Consider the following 21,185-nt stretch of genomic DNA (forward strand, 5'->3'; position numbering starts at 1 on the left):
AAGCACAGAGTTAAGTTGACATTCCAATTGTAATCAATTTTTTTATAATTTCATTTTTTAGCAATTTCACCCGAGAAGAATATAATTGATCTTTATCAAGATCTTGAACCAGGTTGATCGCTATTTTTATCTTATCATTCCTGTTGAGCTGACATGAATGATAAAGTATAACTGCAGACTCATCATCATGAGCGATGTTTTTAGGCAGTGGCAAAGAAGAAACGAATGTCGCCTCCCCTTCATTTAAAACGTTAACCAACCCCACAATTTCAGGTATATGTGTCACTTTAGCGTTGTTCGCAACGCTGACAGGATATACAAAAACATACCCTTTACCGTAAAGCGTTTTTATATACTTTCCTTTTGGGTTCTCGCCGAGAATTTTTCTTACGGCATAGACACATCGTGTAAGTGACTCTCCGTTTACTTCATCATACCTCCAAATAGTTCTAATAAGCTCTTCTTTATTAACTACCTGCCCCGCGCATTCCACCAAAATGCTCAAGAGATGCATCTCCTTTGGTGGAACAGATACGACTTGCTGAGATTTATATAAAACTTCGTTACATTTCAAGTAGAAATCCCCGAAGCAATATCCTTTTATACGACTCCCCTGCATTCACAGCCCCTTATTCTCTTTTACAGAGAATATTTTCTCATAATACGTCACTGAGTACTTATATAAAACGCGGAAACATGCCTTATGCTGGGTAGTTGGACGAGACGTTCTAACTTAGATTTGATATTTATCTTCGATGCAACATCAGGATTAATTGATGAAATCATTGTCATAATCACTGAAAGAAGCGCCTGATAGTAAATATTCATATCGTCATATAAATATACCGCTTCGCGCTGCACGACGGAATGGTCTTTTGCTCTTACCAGCTCCATCCTGATAATCCCTTGATCCTTATAACTAATTTCAGTGCCCGTAATATAGTAATCTGCCTTCGATTTTTCAAGAAGCAATAGGAAATTACTGTAGCTTTTCAGGGATTCAATAAAAAATGAAGAGACAAGCTGAATTGACAAATCATTTTCTTTTTTTAAATATTGCATCCATTCAACCAGCTGATCATGCAGACAAATCGCTGTGTTTTCCCGCTTCATTTTAAAAGGAAACAATGCAATACTGCATTCTTTGACTAAATCCTCCTGAAGTGTACCTGAGTGGGTTCTATTTTCCAGCTCCTGTACCTCTGTTACATTCACCTGAGCAAGAAACCGATAACCTTTTCCATAAACTGTCTCAATGAAACGCCTGCCATCCGTTTGACCAAGGGCACGGCGCAGCACATAGATACAGCGTGTCAATGATTCATCTGATACCGCTCCTCCTTTCCAGACATCCCGGATTAATTCTTCTTTAGAAATTACTGTATTCGCCTGCTCCAACAAAAAAAGTAGAACCGATGCTTCTTTGGGGGCCAGCGCTATTTCTCCTTTATCTTTACTCAGCAAACGCCCATTTATGAAGCGAAACTGATCAAATTCATAGTAAATTGCACTCATGATGATAATTCCTTTTAATGGTTTGTCTGAATGCCGCTGCACATTATCCAGCCTGACCAGACGTTCGACATTTTCCCGATGTCCTGGCATGCGCGGTAGCAATTAATGGTCCTTTTTTTTCTTACCTGACGTGCATAAATTACTGTTTTAAATAGTTTTAAGTAAAAACATTGATGCCTTATTTAACAATAAAAACGGTTATAGATTAATTCATATTTGCATTACACAGAAATGGAGCGACCATTTTATTCTCCTTACTTATAAAGTGATTTTTCAACATTATTATACCAGCCTCATAATACATTAGAATCTTTTATATTTTCAGAGGGAGTGTATCTGTTCTGCCAGATGTTTCCAGGTCTGGACAGATTAAGGCATTAAGAGTAAAAATAATCAGATATGCGCAAATTATCGTAAATGTGCTCACATAACATCGTTTTTTTAAAAAAAAACAAACACTAATTGATATAGGATAAGTTTCTCAGTGTTCTTTTCAAAATCACCCGTAAGGATTCATAAGAGATTATGCAAAATTTGTCAACATATTCAAGGTCGTTCGTTAAATACAGCTTTACTAATAATGATCTGTCACTGAGGAGCCTGTACTCTTAATCTCGTATCTGCCTGTTTTTCATATCATCATTCCAATAACGGGGATAAAGAATTTTGTATGGAACAAAAGAAACTAAAACCCTTGCGGCTGAACGAGTTAAAGACCTTAACACCGAAGCTAATCTTAATCATTTTTCCACTATGGTGATTAAACTTACTGACAAAGATGTACGATTCCGACGTGTCGCGCACTCGGGTATCTAAAATCACCGGATTTCCTGATTATCGGCGTGGACGGGCTGAAAGCGTAGCATCAGGCAGCAAGAGAAGATGCTGAGCTAATGACTTCGAAAAATCACATAAGTTTCCGGCAAGTTCAATCTCCACAAGACAACGAGAGCTGGCGTGCGTACTGGGGAATTATCAATACCTTCCTCGGCTGCCCGCCAGGAAATATAAAAACTAAAGTGTTAACGTCGAACACATTGATACATAGCTTTGTTTATCTGGGAAGACTGTCGCCTAAAAAATGGAATAGGCCGTTCCATAACGGGTTGCTGGCGATGAGTCACTTTATTATCGAGTTCGGTGACCGCCGGAGCGATCACCTTTAATGCGGTGGCAGTTACCCAGAATTATTTACAGGGTCATTTGAAGGTCGATGCAGGCCGGTTTTTATGCTCTGCCCTTCATATCTAATTTGGTTATCTCATCCAGAACACGATAGCCGCCATAATCGGCGTAAAAGTAATTGCCAGTGGAAAGGCCAACTGAACGGTAATATTTAGCCATGCCACCAGCTTGTTTATTCTGTTTATATTACCCACGTTCTCATGGGGAAAAGCATCAGCTGACAGGAAGATTTAGAATGTAAAAAAATTTATATTTAGCTCTATGCTTCAGCGGTTAATAATGAGATTGGTGTCTGTCACTGCTTAGTGGAGGCTCAAGAGAAGCCAGTGAACAGACTTCTCTTCACGGCAGGAAACGACAGAATTAACCGTCAGCAGCACACTTAATCCTTTAATTCCCATCGTTCCGCCAGGCCGTAGTCAATATGTCATTCTACTCTGGCTACTCGCCAACAAATCCACCGGTTTGATGATGCCACAGCCGCGCATATAGCCCGCCCTTCGCCAGCAGTTCGCTATGGCTTCCTATCTCCGCAATGCGGCCCTTCTCCAGCACCACCAGTCGATCCATTTTCGCGATAGTGGACAGACGGTGGGCGATAGCAATTACCGTTTTACCGCCCATCAGCGTTTCCAGGCTCTCCTGGATCGCCGCTTCCACCTCGGAGTCCAGCGCGGAGGTCGCCTCATCCATAATCAGGACAGGGGCATCTTTCAGCAGAACCCGGGCAATAGCGATGCGCTGCCGCTGGCCGCCAGAGAGTTTTACGCCGCGCTCGCCAACGTGCGCATCCAGCCCATAACGTCCTTCGGAGTCGGAAAGCAGAGGGATAAATTCGTCCGCTTTGGCACGGTGGATGGCCTGAAGCACCTCCTCCTCAGTGGCATGTGGCCGACCATACAGCAGATTGTCGCGGATCGAGCGATGCAGCAGCGAGGTATCCTGAGTAACCATGCCTATCTGTGCGCGCAGGCTCTCCTGGCTGACCTGAGAAATATCCTGTCCATCAATGGAAATCCTGCCGCCATCCAGGTCATACAGCCGCAGCAGCAGGTTTACCAGAGTCGATTTACCCGCTCCGGACGGGCCAATCAAACCAATTTTTTCGCCCGGACGGATAGTCAGCTGAAGGTTATCAATCACCCGGCGGTCGTGACCGTAGTTAAAATCAACATTCTCATAGCGAATTTCACCGCTGTGGACCTTAAGCGTTGGCGCCTGGGGTCTGTCGGTGACGCTGACCGGCTGGGCAATTGTTTTCAGCCCATCCTGTACCATACCAATATTTTCAAAAATGCCGTTCACCACCCACATGATCCAACCCGACATATTCACAATGCGTATAACCAGCCCGGTCGCCAGCGCAATGGCCCCCACGCTTATCAGCGACTGCGTCCACAGCCAGAGCGCCAGGCCGGTAGTACCGACGATCAGCAGGCCGTTCAGCGTGGTGATCGCCACATCCATATTGGTCACCATACGGCCCTGCTGGCGGGTTTTCTCGGTCTGATCGCCAATCGCCTCACGCGCATACTGACGTTCCAGATCGCTGTGAGCAAACAGCTTAAGGGTGGTGATATTGGTGTAGCCATCCACAATGGTGCCCATCAGCTTTGAACGGGCATCAGAAGAGGCCACCGAGCGGGATTTTACCCTGGGCACAAAGTAGATCAGACTGATGATGTAGCCCACTATCCAGACCAGCAGCGGGATCATCAGCCGCCAGTCCGCTTCGGCAAACAGCACCAGCGCGGTGATGGCGTATATCAGTACGTGCCACAAAGCGTCCACCGCCTGTACCGCAGAGTCGCGCAGGGCGTTGCCGGTCTGCATGATGCGCTGCGCAATGCGTCCGGCAAAATCATTCTGAAAGAAGTTCATGCTCTGGCGCAGCACATAGTTATGATTCTGCCAGCGGATCATACTGGTCATCCCGGGGTTAATGGTCTGGTGCACCAGCAGGTCGTGCAGGCCGATAAAGAGTGGCCGCAATACCAGCGCAACCACGGCCATCCAGATAAGCGTCGACGCATGATCGCTGAAAAAGGTCGCGGCCGGGGTGGCGTTGACCATATCAATAATGGTGCTGAGATAGCGAAAAAGGGCGACCTCAATCAGCGAGGCAACCAGCCCCACGACCAGCAGCAGGGCAAAACTCTGCCATACCTGGCGCAGGTAGTAGACATAAAAGGCCCAGACGCTATTGGGCGGCGTAGAAGCAGGGGCATCCCGGAAGATATCAATCAGTCGTTCAAAGCGGCTGTACAGCATAGTTAAGGCTCACATCTACGGCTAAAGGAATTAATTTTAGTCCATTGACGCGTCGTAAGGTGGACATTTGGGCTGTGTATAAATCCGATACCACACCCTATTTGATGACATCCATGACTTCACACTCTCTGTGAACCCGGTCCGCCTTTAACAACATTACCCGTTAAGCCGGTGAAATGGTCCTTAAACAAAGCTTACATATTTTGCGCACTAACCTTACGTTTGGTAATATCCTAAGCGCTTCTGGCTACGTACGACATGGCAAATAAGAAAAACAGGCCTTAACACTATGATCTATGATTGCTTCACCTATTATGATGAAGACATGCTTCTGGAATTACGTCTTAACACCCTTCACCAGCACGTTGATAAGTTTGTTATCGTTGAATCGCGTTACACCTTTACAGGTAAAAAACGTGAAAAACTTAATTTCGATATTGAAAAATTCTCCCGCTTCCGTGATCAAATTATTTATGTCGTTAATGAGCACGTCCCAACTGTTCATCAGCATGAATTTGTATCGAATGGATCCGTTATTGCCCCTGGCGAATCCGATCCCTGGGAAAACGAAAGGGTGGCGCGCAACGCGATTATGCGCGGATTAACCTGTGCGAAGGATAACGACATCATCATTGTGTCCGATGTTGATGAGATACCCCGCCCGGAAGCCATCGCGCGATTCAGCCCACGGCACCTGTGCACCACGCTCTATCAACATTTCCATAACTATAAATTCAACGTACAGGTTTTTAATGATGACGGCTCCCCCCGCTGCGCAACGTTAACCAAAATGGTGCATTTCAGTACGCTACGCGACTTCTTTTATGGGCAACCCGAACTGCTGAGGAATGTGAAACGCCGGGGCAATCCCATTCGTGATAACTGGTTTCGCTGGAACTGGTTAAAATACCGAACCCAGGTAGTTAATAACGGAGGCTGGCATTTCTCATGGGTAATGACCGATGCCCGTATCAGCGAGAAGATGTCTACCATCGCCCATACCGAACATGACCTGCCGGAGTTTAATAACCCGGACCATATTCGCCGCTGTGTCGAAAATAATATTGATATCTGGAACCGCCCTCGCAGAATGGAAATCATCCCGGTGACAAAGGAGAATCTTCCTGGCTGGCTGGTGGAAAATCGTCAGCGCTTTGCCGAGTTTTTCAGAAGCTAAATCCCGACGTATACTCAGCGCTGCTCACCCGGCTCATACTCTTCAATCATCGGCGGCGTCTGCATCGTCAGGGTAATAATGAAACGGGCACCGCCCTCAGGGCGGTTCTCCGCACGGATCTGCCCGCCGTGGATATCAACAATGGCATGGCAAATGGCCAACCCCAGACCGACGCCCGGCACCGCTGACTCTTTATCCCCGCGTGAGAACTTCTCAAATATCTGCGCTTCCTGCCCACCGGGGATCCCCGGCCCGCCGTCCCAGACCTCAAGGGTAAGCTGCTGCATCCGGTTCTCAGCCTCGTTCATCGCTGCCCCACGCTGCATCCGGTTTCCAGCATCGCGCCCTGTTGAGCCGCCCGGCCTCTGGCCTTCGCCAGCCATCATCTGTGGCTCGACGCGCGCGCGAATGCCGATGTCAGCCACTGGCCCGGCATACTTGAGCGCATTCTCCAGCAGGTTGGTCAGCACCCTCTCCATCAGCGGGCCGTCCACCTGAATCAGCACGAGCTCAGGCGGCAGATCCAGTGCGATATGTCGTCCGGCCAGCGACGATGCCATCATTCTCAGCGTACTACCGACCAGCTCATCCAGCGCCATCCATTCGGTACACAGGCTGAACCCACCGGACTGCAGGCGTGCCATATCCAGCAGATTATTCACCAGCCGGATGGTATTCAGCGTCTGCTCCCGCATCGCGCTGGCCTGCGGCGCATGTTCAGAACCCGCCGTGGCCAGATCCAGCGTCAGTATTTCCGCCTGGCCAAACAGTACCGTCAGCGGCGTGCGCAGGTCGTGAGACAGCGCCGACAGCAGCGCGTTACGCAACTGCTCCCGCTCGGCGGCGAGACGCGCGGCGGCTTCCCGCTGGCTGAGGGCCATGCGCTCCAGCGCATTAGCGATCAGTACGATAAAGGTCTCAATCAGCCGCTGCTGCTCGGGGATCATCAGCTGGCGCAGGTTCACGGGCTCCAGCACCAGCAGCCCCAGCGTTCCGGGGCCACTTTTTAGCGGCAGGATCTGCCAGGGTACGCCCGGCAGCGTATCGGTTCCTGCACCGGCGGGCTGGCCCCGATCAAAGCTCCAGCGCGCGATTGCCCTGTCCGGGACGGTACTGAGTTCTGGCACGCCCGCTGCGATAAGTTCGCCCTGCTCATCCGGCAGTAGCAGCTCGCTACGCGCCTGAAGCGTAATGTGCGCGCTGCGCTGTAGCGCCGCGGCAATGTCCTGCGGCGTCAGTGCGCGACTGAGTGATTTCGCCATTTCATAGAGATGCCGAACACGCCGTTCGCGGTAGCGGGCGACCCGCGCCTGATAGCGTACCCCCGCCGTCAGATTACCCACAATCACGCCAACCGCCAGCATCACGCCAAAGGTCACCAGGTACTGCACATCTGACACCGCGATGGTGCCGGTCGGCATAACAAAAACCACGTCAAAAGCGACAATATTCAGGATAGTCGCGACCACCGATGGCCAGCGGCCATAGCGCAAGGCCACCACCACCACCGCCAGCAGATAGACCATTACCAGATTAACCGAGTCGACGCCCGGCAGCAGCCAACGGCCAGCCAGCGTAACCAGCGCGCACAGCGCCGCTGCCGCCGTGCAGCCTTTCATCTGCATGCGCCATTTATCCTGGGTGAGGCGCTGACCCTCTGCCGGGCCGGGCGGCAGTGGGGTCGACTCATCCAGCGCCACAATGACCAGATCGAGATCCGGCCCGAGCTGGCCCAGGCGATCGGCGAAGCTGTCGCGCTTCCAGCGACGTGCCGGCCGGCGACCAATAATGATTTTCCCCAGATTATTTTCGCGCGCGTAGCGCAGCACCGCCACCGCCTCGCTGGGATCGGAAAGGGTCGCCGTTTCGGCACCCAGATCCTGCGCCAGCCTTAGCGTCCGCAGAATATTGCGCCGTCGCGCTTCATTCAGCTTGTAGAGCCGGGGCGTCTCAACGTAGACGGCATGCCATACGCAGTCGAGCCTGGCGGCCAGCCGTGCTGCCGTCCGCACCAGCTTTTCGCTGCCGGTATTATCGCCAATGCAGAGCAGCAGGGCATCGCGGGTATGCCAGACTTTTTCCCGACCCTGGCCGTCGCGCCACGCACGCACCTGATCGTCAACGCGATCGGCAGTGCGCCTTAGCGCCAGTTCGCGCAGGGCATATAAATTTCCCTTGCGGAAGAAGTTCTCAATGGCGCGTTCGGCGCCCTCGCCGATGTAAACCTTGCCCTCTTTCAGGCGCTGACGAAGATCGTCGGCGGGCAGATCGACCAGTACCACCTCGTCGGCGGCATCAAAAAAGGGATCGGGAACGGTTTCACGCACGCGGATGCCGGTCACGCCGCCGACCACATCATTCAGGCTTTCCAGATGCTGAACGTTGACCGTGGTCATTACGTCAATCCCCGCCTCCAGCAGCTCATCAATATCCTGCCAGCGCTTAGGATGACGCGAACCGGGCGCATTGGTATGCGCCAGCTCATCCATCAGGATCACCGCCGGATGGCAGGCCAGCGCGGCGTCCAGATCAAACTCCGGATGACGGTTCTGGCCAGTGGCGCGGCGCGGCAGGAGGGTTAGCCCCTCCAGCAACGCCGCCGTTTCGACCCGGCCGTGCGTTTCGACCACGCCCACCAGTACCGCCAGCCCCTGCGCCCGCAGGCGCTGCGCCTCCTGCAACATGGCCCAGGTTTTGCCCACACCCGCACAGGCCCCGAACCAGATTTTCAGCCTGCCGCGCCCCGTGTCGCGGGTTTGCATCAGCAGTGCGTCCGGATCCGGGCGCTGAAGTTCATCGTTCATCCTGTTCCTTATGACTGGCAGACCCTTTATCGTTCCCGCTTAATCACTGCGCCGTCAGATCGTCCAGCGCCAGGTTCAGCGTCACCACGTTCACCCCCGGCTCGCCGATAAAGCGGGGAAAGGGCGTTTGGATATTGTCGTTAATCAGCCGCTTTACCTCTTCCAGCGGCAGGTTACGGGCCGCCGCGACCCGGGCCGCCTGCCACAGCGCCGCCTGCGGCGAGATTTGCGGGTCCAGCCCGCTGCCGGAAGCCGTCACCAGGTCCACCGGCACCCTGTCGCTGGCCTGCGGGTTCGCGCGACGAAGCGCCGTCACCCGCTGTGTTACCGCCTCATCCAGCGCCGGATTGCTGACCGCCATATTGCTGCCTGACGAAGCCAGCGGATTATAAGGAGAATCGCCGGTCGCGGAGGGTCGGCTCCAGAAATAGTCCGGTCGGCTAAAATTCTGCCCGATCAGCGTCGAGCCAACCGGTTTATCCTCTCTGTAGAGCAACGAGCCCGTAGCCTGGGAGGGAAACCACCACTGTGCCAGCAGGGTCGTCATCAGAGGATAGAGTAAACCGGTTATTAAGGTTAGTAGCAGCAGCAAAATCACTGCGGGTCGTAACTGACTCATGATGATAATTCCTTAAAACAGACCGGTCAGGGTCAGCAAGATATCAATAAGCTTGATGCCCACGAAGGGCACCAGCAGGCCGCCAACGCCGTAGATCCACAGGTTGCGTCGCAGCAGCGCGGCGGCACTCAGCGGGCGATAGCTCACCCCTTTCAGCGCCAGCGGGATGAGAAAGACAATCACCAGGGCGTTAAAGATCACCGCCGAGAGGATCGCCGAGTCCGGCGAATGCAGCCGCATCACGTTCAGGGCGTTTAGCTGTGGATAGGTCACGGCAAACGCCGCCGGGATAATGGCGAAATACTTCGCCACGTCGTTGGCGATGCTGAAGGTGGTCAGGGAGCCGCGGGTCATCAGCATTTGTTTACCGATATGCACCACTTCCAGCAGCTTGGTGGGGTTGGAGTCCAGGTCGACCATATTTCCCGCCTCCTTTGCCGCCTGGGTGCCCGAGTTCATGGCGACCGCCACGTCGGCCTGAGCCAGCGCGGGCGCATCATTGGTGCCGTCACCGGTCATCGCCACCAGCCGTCCTTCAGCCTGATACTGGCGGATCAGCGCCAGCTTGGCCTCCGGCGTCGCTTCGGACAAAAAGTCATCCACGCCCGCCTCGGCGGCTATCGCGGCGGCGGTCAGCGGGTTATCGCCGGTGATCATAATGGTCTTGATGCCCATTTTACGCAGCTCGGCAAAGCGTTCCTTTATGCCGCCCTTAACGATGTCCTTAAGCGCCACCACGCCCATCACCTGCGCGCCGTCGCACACCACCAGCGGCGTACCACCGCCGCGCGCCACCTCTTCAACCTGACGGTTGACCTCCAGCGGGAACTGTCCGCCGCCGCTGTCGATATGACGGCGCACGGCATCCACCGCCCCTTTACGCACCATTCGATCCTGGACGTTCACGCCGCTCATGCGGGTTTGTGCCGAGAACGGGATAAAAGTGGCCCCCATGCTGGTCAGATCGCGCTCACGCAGGTTAAATTTCTGCTTCGCCAGCACCACAATGCTGCGCCCTTCCGGCGTTTCGTCAGCCAGCGAGGCCAGCTGCGCCGCGTCTGCCAGCTGTTCTTCACTGACCCCCGGCGCGGGAATAAACTGCGTGGCCTGGCGGTTCCCGAGGGTAATGGTGCCGGTTTTATCCAGCATCAGCACATCCACGTCACCGGCGGCCTCCACCGCACGACCGCTGGTGGCGATCACGTTCGCCCCCAGCATGCGGCTCATCCCGGCCACCCCAATCGCCGACAGCAGCCCGCCGATGGTGGTGGGGATCAGGCAGACCAGCAGCGCTACCAGCACGGTTACGCTGACGGCATGACCGCCCCAGGCGGAAAAAGGCCAGAGCGTGGCGGTCGCCAGCAGGAAGACGATAGTCAGCGCCACCAGCAAAATAGTGAGGGCAATCTCATTCGGCGTTTTACGGCGGGTCGCCCCTTCTACCATGGCGATCATCCGGTCAAGAAAGGTCTCGCCGGGATTAACGCTGCACTGAATAATCAGCCAGTCAGAGAGGATACGGGTGCCGCCTGTCACCGAAGAGAAGTCGCCGCCGGATTCCCGGATCACCGGCGCGGATTCACCGGTAATGGCGCTTTCGTCCACCGACGCGCCGCCTTCCAGGACTTCACCATCGCACGGAATAATGTCCCCGGCCTCCACCAGTACCACGTCGCCTTTACGCAACGTATCTGCCGAAACCTGACGATGAGGCGCACCGTAGCGCGTCCCGGCCAATTTTTTGGCGTAGCTGGTTTTCTGCACGCCCTTCAGGCTGTTGGCCTGCGCCTTACTGCGTCCCTCCGCCAGCGCTTCAGCAAAGTTGGCGAACAGCACGGTAAACCAGAGCCACAGCGAGATAGCGGCGGTAAAGCCCGCGCTGCCGGGCGTTTTACCGGCCAGCATCGCCAGGGCCAGCAGGGTAGTCAGTACGCTACCCAGCCAGACAACAAACATCACCGGATTTCGCAGCTGTACGCGGGGGGTGAGTTTTTTCACCGCATCACCTGCGGCGGTCCGCATCAGCGCAGCATCAAACAGCGCCTGTTGATTACGCATTCTCTTTCTCTCCGGCATTAATGACTGTACGTTTGCAAATGTTCTGCCACCGGCCCGAGGGCCAGCGCAGGGATAAACGTGAGCGCGCCAACCAGCAATACGGTGCCAATCAGCAGCGCGATAAACAGCACGCCGTGGGTCGGCAGGGTGCCGTTGCCCGCAGGCTGGATCTTTTTCACCGCCAGCGAACCGGCAATCGCCATCACGGGAATGATGATACCGAAGCGGCCAGCCAGCATGCAGAACGCCAGCAGCAGGTTCCAGAAGGGCGTATTGGCACTCAGTCCACCAAAGGCGCTACCGTTGTTGTTCGCCGCCGAAGAAACGGCATACAGCACCTCGCTAAAGCCGTGAATGCCCGGGTTGAAGATGCCGCTGCGTCCGGCATCGGTCATCATCGCCAGCGCGGTGCCCAGCAGGACCAGCGCGGGCGTAACCAGAATGGCCAGCGCGGTCATTTTCATCTCCCAGACGTCGATTTTTTTGCCCAGATATTCCGGCGTACGACCAATCATCAACCCGGCGATAAACACCGCCAGCAGCACAAACAGCAGGATGCCGTACAGCCCCGCGCCCACGCCGCCAAATACCACCTCACCAATTTGCATCAGCCACATCGGCACCATGCCGCCCAGCGCGGTGAAGGAGTCATGCATCGCATTGACCGCCCCGCACGAGGCCGCCGTGGTGATTGCCGCAAACAGGCTGGAGTTAAGGATGCCGAAGCGCGTCTCTTTGCCCTCCATATTGATCGCGCTGTCGGCGCCCAGGCTGAGGAAATGAGGGTTTCCCCGCAGCTCGGCCCACATCACCACCACTACGGCAGCAATAAACATCATCGACATCGCCCACAGCAGCGCGTGGCCCTGACGACCGTCTTTCACCACCTCGCCAAAGGCGAAGCAGAGCGCGGCGGGGATCAAAAAGATCGCCAGCATCTGCACAAAATTGCTCAGGGCGGTAGGATTTTCAAACGGGTGCGCCGAGTTAGCATTGAAGAAGCCGCCGCCGTTCGTGCCCAGCATTTTGATCGCTTCCTGCGAGGCGACCGGTCCCATCGGCAGCGTTTGCTTCACACCCTCCAGCGTATGCAGGTCAACGTAACCGCTGAAATTTTGCAGCGTCCCCTGACTGACGAAGAACAGCGCCATCAGCAGCGAGATCGGCAGCAGAACGTACAGGGTGATGCGCGTCATATCCCGCCAGGCATTGCCGAGGGTGCCCAGTGACCGGTTGGCAAAGCCACGGATCAGCGCAAAGGCCACGGCAATACCGGTGGCAGCGGAGAGAAAGTTTTGCACCGTCAGCCCAGCCATCTGGCTGAAATAGCTCAGGGTGCTCTCGCCCGCATAGGCCTGCCAGTTGGTGTTGGTGACAAAGCTGACGGCGGTGTTTAGCGCCAGATGCCAGCTAAGATTGGGCAGCTGCTGCGGGTTAAGCGGTAGTGAGGCCTGGGTCATCAACATGACCGTCAGCAGGATTAGGCCGCCCAGGTTAAACAGCAGGATGGCCAGCAGATAGCGCTGCCAGCTCATTGGCTTAGCATCGACCCCGCTGACGCGCCATAGTCGCCGCTCGAATCCCGCCAGACCCGGCATGGGCCGGTCGTCGATCAGACGAACCAGCCCGGTTCCCAGCGGCCTGGCCAGGACAATCAGGATCACCATGTAGCTGGCGATCAGTAAAAATGCGCTGGCAGCCATCAGAATGCCTCCGCATTAATCAGGGCATAGACCAGATAGCCCATCAGCAGAAAAACCAGCACAATGCCGGCAATTAACGCCATGCTCACAACACACCTCCAGAGCCTTTTCAGATGGCGTTAGTGTGGCGTGACGGATGAAAAGTTAATGTAAAAATGGCGGGGTGCGGCGTAAAAAAAGTATAAAAATTTGGAGGTGAAGTGGCTTCAACGAAAGCCAGGATAGGGGTGCAGTCATGCACACTGAAGCGCGACGCGGCGGTTATTTTTTTGTGAATGCTTTATTTATAAGAAATACGGTTAACCCTGCCAATAGTAAAGGGCAAACCACAAGGGCGACGATCAAAGAATTAGCCGTTGAGCCAAACAGGTTAAATGGATTAGTAAGATTAACAATGACGTGATAGCTGGCACTCGACAAAAATCTGAATAGCACCTCAGGAAGAATGAATAAGTAGATTAATGCCGAAGTAACAAAAACCAGGATATTTTTCAACCTTGTCAGCTGTGCTTATCCTTGCAACAGGGGAACCTGAACGGTACTAAACTAACGCTTTTATTTTTGAAACAGCTATCTGTCAGAATGTCATGGGTTACTAAATAGCGGTTCCACATAGCGCCACAGGTGGGGCTATGGCAATAAGCAGGCCTTAGAACGCACGCAACATTATATCGCCAGCAGCGCGGCCGCTGGCTCTGATAATCAGGTGGTCAGCAGGGTATGTAGCGCCTGTAGGTCACGCTTCATCCACTCCAGGTCCTGAGAAAATTTCTCGTCGGACATCAGCGGCTGACGAAATACGGTAATCAGCACTTCCGCACCCGCTTCATTCTCCACCACGCGCATCGGTACGTACACCTCTTTGCCATAACCGCTGTCCACGTAGTGATCCATCACGCCGAAAGGGTTGTGGTCGGTGAAGCGGATTTTTACGTTTTCATCTGTTCCGGTGGCCTTCCAGTAATTGCCTTCCTGTACCAGCGTCGACTGGCTCAGGCCCGAGGCCCACTTTGGAAAATAGTCGGGCTTCCAGATGGTTTCATACAGATCAACCCAGTTACGGGGAATGGTCATACTGATGGTTTGCGATGGCAGCATAGATTCTCCTGAAAAAACATATCACCCTGATTTAACCATTCGACGGCCGGGATGGAAAGCACTCTGCAGCCATTATGTTAGCTGCATGCCGCTATATATAATCTTACATAGCGTTATGCTAATCTTTGCGCTCTTTTGACAGCATCCCCGGCGCAGTCGACCGTTCGAGTCGTCACCGTCTCTTTAAGGTATCTAAATGGCAGTGGTAAAAACGTCCCTGGTGGCAGGGAAAAGCGCGCTCTGCGTGTTAATTTGCTTTGCGCTACAGGCTCAGGCCGCCGCGCAGGACAAGACATTAACGGTAGAGGCTACCGCCCCCACCACGGAGGTTGCCGCCCCCGATAAGCAGGCAACGCTCGGTAATCTGGGTAAGCAGGCGGTACGCAATACGCCTTACTCGGTGCAGGTTATTTCGCCGGGACTGATGAAGCAGCAGCAGCTTAAGAGCGTCAGCGATATCTATCGCTATATGCCGTCCGTACAGGGCGATGGCGCCCGGCCCCAAACGCGCGGCATGCAGGGGAGCGTGGTGCAGAACTCGATGATCGACGGCTTAAACGTGGTATCCACCACTGACTATGCCGCCGAACAGTTCGATCATATTGAAGTCCTGAATGGCCTTGCGGGTTCACTTTACGGCCCGGCCAACCCGGCAGGGCTGTTTAACTTTGTCGCTAAGCGTCCGACCGATATCGCGCAGCACAGCCTGACGGTGGGTGCGGGCACCGGCCTCAGCCATCTGGTGTCCGGCGACTTTAGCGGCCCGCTGGATGATAACGATCGCCTGCGCTATCGCGCCAATTTCCTTGATGACGAGGGAAGCGGCTACGTTAGCGGCAGCAAAAAGCGCCGCCAGCTTTTCAGCCTGGCGCTGGATGCTAACCTGAGCGATAAAACGGTGCTGGAGACTAACTTCAGCTACTACCATTTTTACGATAAAGGCCTGCCGGGAAAATTCGCGCTGGGTAGCGGGCTCTCTTTCCCCTCAGCACCGAACCCTAAAACAAAAAATCTTGGCCAGTACTATGCCGGGGACGATAATCATACGCTGACCGCCGGCCTGCACCTGAAGCATGACTTTGACGGCAACTGGCAGGGCGAGGTGGGCGTACTGCGCCAGATTGCTGACCGCGAGTCCACGGCGGTCACCAATACCTTTACCGATAACCGCGGTCATTACAAAACCACGACCTCCTCTGCCACCGCCAGCCGTTTTACGGTTAACAGCTATATGGCTAACCTGAATGGCGAAGTGGATACCGGCTGGCTGCATCATCAGATTTCAACTGGCGTTCGCGGCTTTGTGCTGAAGAACGAAAATCCACGCAGCGGCGGCACATTCACGCTGGGCAGCGCCTCGCTGGATAATCCACAGGCCTTTGCCGAGCCGAATTACCCTGACTTTACCCGACGCTATCACTCGGCGACGGCCACGCAGCAGTCATTACTGCTCAGCGATACCCTGACCTTCTCCCCCCAGTGGAGCCTGCTGCTGGCGGGCAGCGAGAGTCTGCTTAACTCCGCCAACTACGCCAAAACCGGCAGCCGTACCAGCGAGTCCAGCGACAGCGGCTTTAGCGGGTCGGCCAGCCTGATGTATAAACCCGTCGATCCACTGACGCTGTACGTCACTTACGCAGACAGCCTGCAACAGGGCGATACCGCCCCCGCGGGTGCCAGCAACGCGGGCAATATTCTCTCTCCTTACCGCAGTAAGCAGGTGGAGGCTGGCAGCAAGCTGGCCGTGGGGAACGTGTTGCTAACCGCCGCCCTGTTCCAGATTGACCGTCCCTTTGCCTATACCACCACCCGTGGCGACTACGCGGTAGAGGGTAATCAGCGCAACCGCGGACTGGAGCTGATGGCCGACGGCGACCTGAGCGATAATCTGCATCTTTACGGCGGCATGACGTGGCTCGACCCACGCCTGCGTGATACCGCCAGCACCCGCACCGAAGACAAGCAGATCACAGGTCTGGCACGCTATACCGCCAGCCTGTTCGCCGCCTGGGACCTGCCCTTTATTCGCGGTGCCGACCTGCACGGTGGCATGCGCTACGTAGGCCGACGCAGCACCGACAATGCTAATGACAGCTGGGTGGGCAGCTACGCCACCTTTGACGCGGGCACGCGCTACAAAACCCGCCTGTTCAATACCGACACCACGTTCCGGCTGGATATGACCAATCTGACGAACCGCCACTACTGGACTAACATTGTGCCGGGTGGCCTGAATGGCTACAGCGGCGCGGGCTATGCCAGCGCGCAGATTGGTGAGCCGCGGATGGTGCAGGTTTCCATGCAGCTGAGTTTCTGATGAGGATATGATGAAAAAGCGTCTGATTTTGCCGCTGCTGGCGGCACTGAGCCTGACGGCGGTCAGCCACGCCACGGTTGCCCGCACGGTGACGGATGATGGAGGGAACCGGGTTGAGGTGCCGCAGGAAGCGCATCGCATTGCCGATGCCTGGTATGCACATCATTCCTTGCTGATGACGCTTGGGGCGGGCGATCGCATCGTCGCCACGGTCAATCATCCCCAGGACCGGCCCTGGATGTTCAAAATCCAGCCCTCTCTGAATCAGGCGCTGTCGGTGCATGGCCGCAGCTTTGAAAGCGAGGCGCTGCTGGCGCGTAAGGTCGATGTGGTTTTTGTACCCGCCGAAGATGCCGATGCTGCCGCCTATCGCCAGGCGGGTCTGCCGACGCTGGTAATGCGCTTTGATGATTTCCCGTCGATGAAGCGCTCACTGCTGACCACTGCTGAAGTTATCGGCAGCGACGACGCCAGGCAGCGCGCAAAAGCGTATAACGCCTGGCTCGACGGCGAGATAGCGGCCATCAGTGCGAAAACCGCCAGCCTGACCGAGGCCCAGCGCCCGCGCGTCCTGCATATTCAGTCGCTTCATCCCCTTAAGGTCGACGGTCGCAATACGCTGATTGATACCTGGATTAAACTGGCGGGCGGGCGCAACGCGGCGGCGGAGGTGGAAGGCAATATGAAGGAAACCTCGCCGGAGAACGTCCTGTTCTGGCAGCCGGATATCATCATCATCGGTGCCGGTGCGGGCACCATAGAGGCGTCGGACTATGCTTCGCTGTTCAGCAATCTTAACGCGGTGAAAAACCATCAGGTATTCCAGAATCCGGCCGGGGTATTCCCCTGGGATCGCTACGGCACCGAGGCCGCGCTGCAAATCCAGTGGGCCGCTAAGCTGCTGCATCCGGCGCTGTTTAAAGACCTGGATATGGTGAAAGCGACGCAGGATTTCTATCATCGCTTCTTTAACTACGATCTGAACAAAACCCAGGCAGCAAGGATTCTACAGGGCCAGGGGCCAGAGAACTAAAGCGAGGGTCTGTCACGCCCGTCGGTAAACACGACTCCCGGGGGTAAACTATACTTAAGTCAAACCTCACTGACTGGCTACTGGAGCAGATTATGAAACTCAGCGGCATTCTGGCTATTCTGTGCCTCGCCCTGCCGGGCGTGGGCTGTTCACAGCTTCCTCCCGCCTCCGTATTTCAGCCGAAGCCAGCCAGCACGCTTTTCACTCCGGCGGCGGCAAAATGCGATGTCAGCCTGTGCCAACAAAACTGCTACGTCCAGAACAGCCAGTGCGATCGTAATGACAGCAGCGGCTGTGGAGCGAAGATGCAGGCGTGTATACAGGCCTGCACCTCACAGTGCCATTAGCCGCATTAAGGCCGTTTCAGATCCTCAATCAGCCGCTGGTTAAAACGCGCAGGCTCTTCCATCTGCGGCGCATGGCCCAGCCCGGGGAACTCAATCAGCGTGGAGTGCGGAATAGTGGCAGCGACCTGTTTGCCTAATTCGTTATAGTGGCCCAGGGTCGCCTTTACCGCCGGAGAGGCAATATCGCTGCCAATGGCGGTGGTGTCAGCGGTGCCAATCATCAGGGTGGTCGGAACGTTCAGATCCCGAAATTCGTAGTAAACCGGCTGAGTAAAGATCATGTCGTACAACAGGGCGGAATTCCATGCCACGACCTGCTTGCCCGGGCCATTATTCAGCCCGGCCAGCATGTTTACCCAGCGGTCATATTCCGGTTTCCAGCGGCCCACGTAATAGGTGTTCAGCTCATATTTCTTAATGCTGGCGGCGGAGGTTTTCAGCTCGCGCTGATACCAGTCGTCTACGCTCCGCCAGGGTACACCCTTCGCTTTCCAGTCCTCCAGACCGATGGGATTCACCAGCACCAGCTTCTGCACCGCCTGCGGATACATCAGCGCAAAACGCGTTGCCAGCATGCCGCCGGTGGAGTGACCCACCAGGACGATGTTATCAAGGTGCAGACTCTCCAGCAGCTGATGCGTATTCAGCGCCAGCTGCTGGAAGCTGTACTGATACTGTGCAGGTTTGGATGCGGTACAGAAGCCAATCTGATCCGGCGCAATGACCCGGTAACCCGCATGGCTCAGGGCTTCAATTGTCTGCTGCCAGGTTACGCCACAGAAATTTTTACCATGCAAAAGCACCACCGTGCGGCCGTTGGCCCTGTTCTGGGGTTTGACGTCGATATACCCCATCGTGAGCGACTGGCCCTGCGAGGTGAAGGTAAATTTCTGCACGGGATAAGGGAAGGAAAAACCCTGGAGTTCGGGGCCATAGGCTGGCGTCGGGGGGGATATATTCACCTGAGCAGTGACCTGGGGTGGCAGCGTTATCGCCGCCAGCATCAGCAGGCAGTAAAGGCGTCTTAGCACGGGGATCCTCGCTATAGATGTTGATGGGTCTGCAACAGACAATGCTGATTTTTACATTTCAGGCACGGCGGAGAAGCGGGTGAGTGCGAAATTTCACGACTATTGATGGCAATACAGAGGCTCATTTGGGGAAAGATATAGAAATAATTTCATATTCTTTAACAAAAAAAGCGACAACCCCTGGCAGATTTGGCTTTTCAGGTTACATTTATGGGAATATCTGCGTGTACCAAGGAAACACTCATGCTGAGTAACACGAACTGGTTGGTTTCACTGCTTTGGCTACGCCTGTATACCCTTCTCGAACCCAGAGCCTCCGAGCGCTCCAGCTTTTATATGCAAGCCTGACGCCGTTATATGCCCGCCGCTCCGGCCGCCCATTCTTTCCGATCGGCAGCCGAAGCTTGAGGCGCTGCGAATTATTCGCTATCGCACGGGCTATTTCCCGGTGAAATCAATCACCATGCGTCCTTTAATTTTGCCGTCCAGCATCTCACTGAAAATCGCGTTGATATCCTCAACCGGCCTTTTGGTGACTTTCGGCACGACTTTCCCCTCGGCGGCAAACTGGAACGCCTCGGCCAGATCTTCCCGGGTGCCCACCAGTGAGCCAACGACCTGGATACCATCGAGTACCAGACGCGGGATATTCAGGCTCATTGATTCTGGTGGCAGGCCAACGGCAACGATGCGGCCACCGGCGCGCATCGCATCCACCGCTGAGTTAAACGCAGCCTTTGCCACGGCGGTCACTACGGCAGCATGAGCGCCGCCCGTTTTTTCCTGAATAACCTTCGCCGCGTCTTCTTTCAGGGAGTTGACGACCAGGTCGGCCCCCATTTCACTGGCAAACTGGAGCTGCGCATCATTCACATCAACCGCGATCACTTTGGCATTGAAGACGTTTTTTGCATACTGTAACGCCAGGTTGCCCAGACCGCCGAGGCCGTAAATAGCAATCCACTTACCGGGCTGAATACCTGAAACCTTAACTGCCTTGTAGGTGGTAACGCCTGCACAGGTCACGCTGCTGGCCGCCGCCGAGTCCAGCCCGTCCGGCACCCTGACCGCGTAGTCCGCAACAACGATGCACTCCTCTGCCATGCCGCCATCGACGCTAAATCCAGCGTTTTGCACGTCGCGACACAGCGTTTCGTTACCGGTCGTACAGTATTCGCAATGGCCGCAGCCCTTATAGAACCAGGCAACGCTGGCGCGATCGCCCACCTTAAGAGAGGTCACGCCGGGGCCAATTTCTTTAACAATACCCACCCCTTCGTGGCCGAGAATGACGCCGGTTTTATCGCCGAAATCACCGTTTTTAACGTGCAAATCGGTGTGGCATACGCCACAGCAGTCCATTTTCAGCAGTGCTTCCCCGTGCTTTAAGGCACGCAGTGTTTTCTCAACAATGTCGACTGTATGATCTTTATTTACCACAGCAGCTTTCATAGCCTTTCCCTCACTTTTCAGGATTGATTTCCCTGCTAACTATACAGATAATTTTTAGCCTGAAGATTGATTTCAGTAAAGAATGAGCGCTGGATTCAAAAAACGAGCAGGCGGCCGCGCCTTCCCTCCTGGATAGCGCATCATTCGCTAAGCCGCTAAACTTTTCAGTAAGACAGGTTAAAATGAGTCCCTCGTTAATCTCGTAACAAGGAGCGAAAATGAAAAAAGTACTGATGCTTCTCGCCGCCGTAGCGATGGCAGGCAGCGCCCAGGCCGATGAGGGAACCGATGATGGTTCTCAGAGCTATATCACCAATCTTTGCACGATAGTGACGCAGGAAAAGAGCCCTGCAACAGCTGATGCTTACATCAACCAGCTAAAAGATTTGGACGCGCGAGGACATTCCTCCTCATCAATGAATACGTCACAATTTGACGAAGATGAGGCCAGAACCGTGGTGGCAGCATGGATGAATCTGAACGATGCGCAGAAAAAAGAGGCGCGCCAGAGCGAACAGGCCTGCCACGATGCCACCCTGAATGAGTATCAGAGTCAGGATTAACGCCTGATCCAG

The 21,185-nt window shown here is 54.7% G+C and carries 16 protein-coding genes; 5 read left to right on the forward strand and 11 right to left on the reverse strand.

All coding sequences use genetic code 11. The features are described 5' to 3' along the window. Positions 1-10: 10 nt before the first annotated feature. From A1830_RS00660 to A1830_RS00670, 3 genes are all read right to left on the reverse strand, one after another. Positions 11-619, reverse strand: a complete 609-nt coding sequence (locus tag A1830_RS00660) for a winged helix-turn-helix domain-containing protein (RefSeq protein ID WP_067700240.1) — start codon at positions 617-619, stop codon at positions 11-13. A 47-nt stretch (positions 620-666) separates the two neighbouring features. Continuing rightward, positions 667-1,617, reverse strand: coding sequence for a winged helix-turn-helix domain-containing protein (locus tag A1830_RS00665; RefSeq protein ID WP_156484904.1), 951 nt, complete (start codon positions 1,615-1,617; stop codon positions 667-669). 1,524 nt (positions 1,618-3,141) lie between these two features. Beyond that, positions 3,142-4,971 carry an ABC transporter ATP-binding protein gene (locus A1830_RS00670; RefSeq protein WP_067700246.1) on the reverse strand — a complete coding sequence of 610 codons (1,830 nt, stop codon included), beginning with the start codon at positions 4,969-4,971 and terminating at the stop codon, positions 3,142-3,144. Positions 4,972-5,260: 289 nt separating this feature from the next. On the opposite strand from A1830_RS00670, the gene A1830_RS00675 reads away from it, so the two are divergent. Next, entirely contained in the window at positions 5,261-6,148 is an 888-nt protein-coding gene (locus tag A1830_RS00675) for a glycosyltransferase family 17 protein (RefSeq protein WP_067700249.1), read from the forward strand. A gap of 14 nt (positions 6,149-6,162) precedes the next feature. Here the strand turns inward: A1830_RS00675 and kdpD are convergent, their stop codons facing one another. The 6 genes from kdpD to A1830_RS00705 all read right to left on the reverse strand — a co-directional run bounded on the left by kdpD (position 6,163) and on the right by A1830_RS00705 (position 14,430). Then, the gene (kdpD, locus tag A1830_RS00680; RefSeq protein WP_067700252.1) at positions 6,163-8,952 is read right to left on the reverse strand and encodes a two-component system sensor histidine kinase KdpD; all 2,790 of its coding nucleotides are present in this window, start codon (positions 8,950-8,952) and stop codon (positions 6,163-6,165) included. Between the two features lie 43 nt (positions 8,953-8,995). After that, on the reverse strand, positions 8,996-9,571 hold the full coding sequence (kdpC, locus tag A1830_RS00685; protein ID WP_067700255.1) for a potassium-transporting ATPase subunit KdpC: 576 nt from the start codon (positions 9,569-9,571) through the stop codon (positions 8,996-8,998). Positions 9,572-9,583: 12 nt separating this feature from the next. Then, positions 9,584-11,629 (reverse strand): potassium-transporting ATPase subunit KdpB, encoded by a 2,046-nt coding sequence (gene kdpB, locus A1830_RS00690; protein WP_067700257.1) that lies wholly within the window; start codon positions 11,627-11,629, stop codon positions 9,584-9,586. A 17-nt stretch (positions 11,630-11,646) separates the two neighbouring features. Continuing rightward, positions 11,647-13,332: a potassium-transporting ATPase subunit KdpA gene (kdpA, locus tag A1830_RS00695; protein WP_067700260.1), complete on the reverse strand. Its 1,686-nt coding sequence runs from the start codon at positions 13,330-13,332 to the stop codon at positions 11,647-11,649. Next, positions 13,332-13,415, reverse strand: a complete 84-nt coding sequence (kdpF, locus tag A1830_RS20945; protein ID WP_082804047.1) for a K(+)-transporting ATPase subunit F — start codon at positions 13,413-13,415, stop codon at positions 13,332-13,334. The genes kdpA and kdpF overlap by 1 nt, the downstream gene beginning before the upstream one ends. A gap of 619 nt (positions 13,416-14,034) precedes the next feature. Continuing rightward, entirely contained in the window at positions 14,035-14,430 is a 396-nt protein-coding gene (locus tag A1830_RS00705) for a polyketide cyclase (protein ID WP_067700263.1), read from the reverse strand. Between the two features lie 196 nt (positions 14,431-14,626). Between A1830_RS00705 and A1830_RS00710 the strand changes: the two genes are divergently transcribed. The 3 genes from A1830_RS00710 to A1830_RS00720 all read left to right on the forward strand — a co-directional run bounded on the left by A1830_RS00710 (position 14,627) and on the right by A1830_RS00720 (position 18,127). Beyond that, positions 14,627-16,747 carry a TonB-dependent receptor gene (locus A1830_RS00710; RefSeq protein ID WP_067700266.1) on the forward strand — a complete coding sequence of 707 codons (2,121 nt, stop codon included), beginning with the start codon at positions 14,627-14,629 and terminating at the stop codon, positions 16,745-16,747. A gap of 10 nt (positions 16,748-16,757) precedes the next feature. Beyond that, positions 16,758-17,780: an ABC transporter substrate-binding protein gene (locus A1830_RS00715; protein ID WP_067700712.1), complete on the forward strand. Its 1,023-nt coding sequence runs from the start codon at positions 16,758-16,760 to the stop codon at positions 17,778-17,780. A 92-nt stretch (positions 17,781-17,872) separates the two neighbouring features. Then, on the forward strand, positions 17,873-18,127 hold the full coding sequence (locus A1830_RS00720) for a hypothetical protein (protein ID WP_067700269.1): 255 nt from the start codon (positions 17,873-17,875) through the stop codon (positions 18,125-18,127). A 5-nt stretch (positions 18,128-18,132) separates the two neighbouring features. On the opposite strand, the gene A1830_RS00725 is transcribed toward A1830_RS00720, so the two are convergent. Together A1830_RS00725 and adhP are read right to left on the reverse strand one after the other, a co-directional pair. Beyond that, complete coding sequence (locus A1830_RS00725) at positions 18,133-19,131, reverse strand: alpha/beta fold hydrolase (protein WP_067700271.1); 999 nt, start codon at positions 19,129-19,131, stop codon at positions 18,133-18,135. 465 nt (positions 19,132-19,596) lie between these two features. Beyond that, positions 19,597-20,610, reverse strand: a complete 1,014-nt coding sequence (gene adhP, locus A1830_RS00730; RefSeq protein WP_067700276.1) for an alcohol dehydrogenase AdhP — start codon at positions 20,608-20,610, stop codon at positions 19,597-19,599. A gap of 218 nt (positions 20,611-20,828) precedes the next feature. Between adhP and A1830_RS00735 the strand changes: the two genes are divergently transcribed. Further along, positions 20,829-21,173, forward strand: a complete 345-nt coding sequence (locus A1830_RS00735) for a hypothetical protein (RefSeq protein ID WP_067700278.1) — start codon at positions 20,829-20,831, stop codon at positions 21,171-21,173. The last annotated feature ends 12 nt before the right edge of the window (positions 21,174-21,185 follow it).

This window comes from Erwinia sp. ErVv1 (assembly GCF_900068895.1).
Taxonomy (GTDB): Bacteria; Pseudomonadota; Gammaproteobacteria; order Enterobacterales; family Enterobacteriaceae; genus Erwinia.

What these genes read in the sequence shown, in the direction of transcription:
- kdpB (WP_067700257.1), bottom strand. Translation starts at nt 11,629, where the DNA reads ATGCGTAATCAACAGGCGCTGTTTGATGCTGCGCTGATGCGGACCGCC.
- A1830_RS00725 (WP_067700271.1), bottom strand. Translation starts at nt 19,131, where the DNA reads ATGCTGGCGGCGATAACGCTGCCACCCCAGGTCACTGCTCAGGTGAAT.
- A1830_RS00720 (WP_067700269.1), top strand. Translation starts at nt 17,873, where the DNA reads ATGAAACTCAGCGGCATTCTGGCTATTCTGTGCCTCGCCCTGCCGGGC.
- A1830_RS00670 (WP_067700246.1), bottom strand. Translation starts at nt 4,971, where the DNA reads ATGCTGTACAGCCGCTTTGAACGACTGATTGATATCTTCCGGGATGCC.
- kdpF (WP_082804047.1), bottom strand. Translation starts at nt 13,415, where the DNA reads ATGGCGTTAATTGCCGGCATTGTGCTGGTTTTTCTGCTGATGGGCTAT.
- A1830_RS00675 (WP_067700249.1), top strand. Translation starts at nt 5,261, where the DNA reads ATGATCTATGATTGCTTCACCTATTATGATGAAGACATGCTTCTGGAA.
- kdpC (WP_067700255.1), bottom strand. Translation starts at nt 9,571, where the DNA reads ATGAGTCAGTTACGACCCGCAGTGATTTTGCTGCTGCTACTAACCTTA.
- A1830_RS00715 (WP_067700712.1), top strand. Translation starts at nt 16,758, where the DNA reads ATGAAAAAGCGTCTGATTTTGCCGCTGCTGGCGGCACTGAGCCTGACG.
- A1830_RS00710 (WP_067700266.1), top strand. Translation starts at nt 14,627, where the DNA reads ATGGCAGTGGTAAAAACGTCCCTGGTGGCAGGGAAAAGCGCGCTCTGC.
- kdpA (WP_067700260.1), bottom strand. Translation starts at nt 13,332, where the DNA reads ATGGCTGCCAGCGCATTTTTACTGATCGCCAGCTACATGGTGATCCTG.
- A1830_RS00735 (WP_067700278.1), top strand. Translation starts at nt 20,829, where the DNA reads ATGAAAAAAGTACTGATGCTTCTCGCCGCCGTAGCGATGGCAGGCAGC.
- adhP (WP_067700276.1), bottom strand. Translation starts at nt 20,610, where the DNA reads ATGAAAGCTGCTGTGGTAAATAAAGATCATACAGTCGACATTGTTGAG.
- A1830_RS00705 (WP_067700263.1), bottom strand. Translation starts at nt 14,430, where the DNA reads ATGCTGCCATCGCAAACCATCAGTATGACCATTCCCCGTAACTGGGTT.
- A1830_RS00660 (WP_067700240.1), bottom strand. Translation starts at nt 619, where the DNA reads ATGCAGGGGAGTCGTATAAAAGGATATTGCTTCGGGGATTTCTACTTG.
- kdpD (WP_067700252.1), bottom strand. Translation starts at nt 8,952, where the DNA reads ATGAACGATGAACTTCAGCGCCCGGATCCGGACGCACTGCTGATGCAA.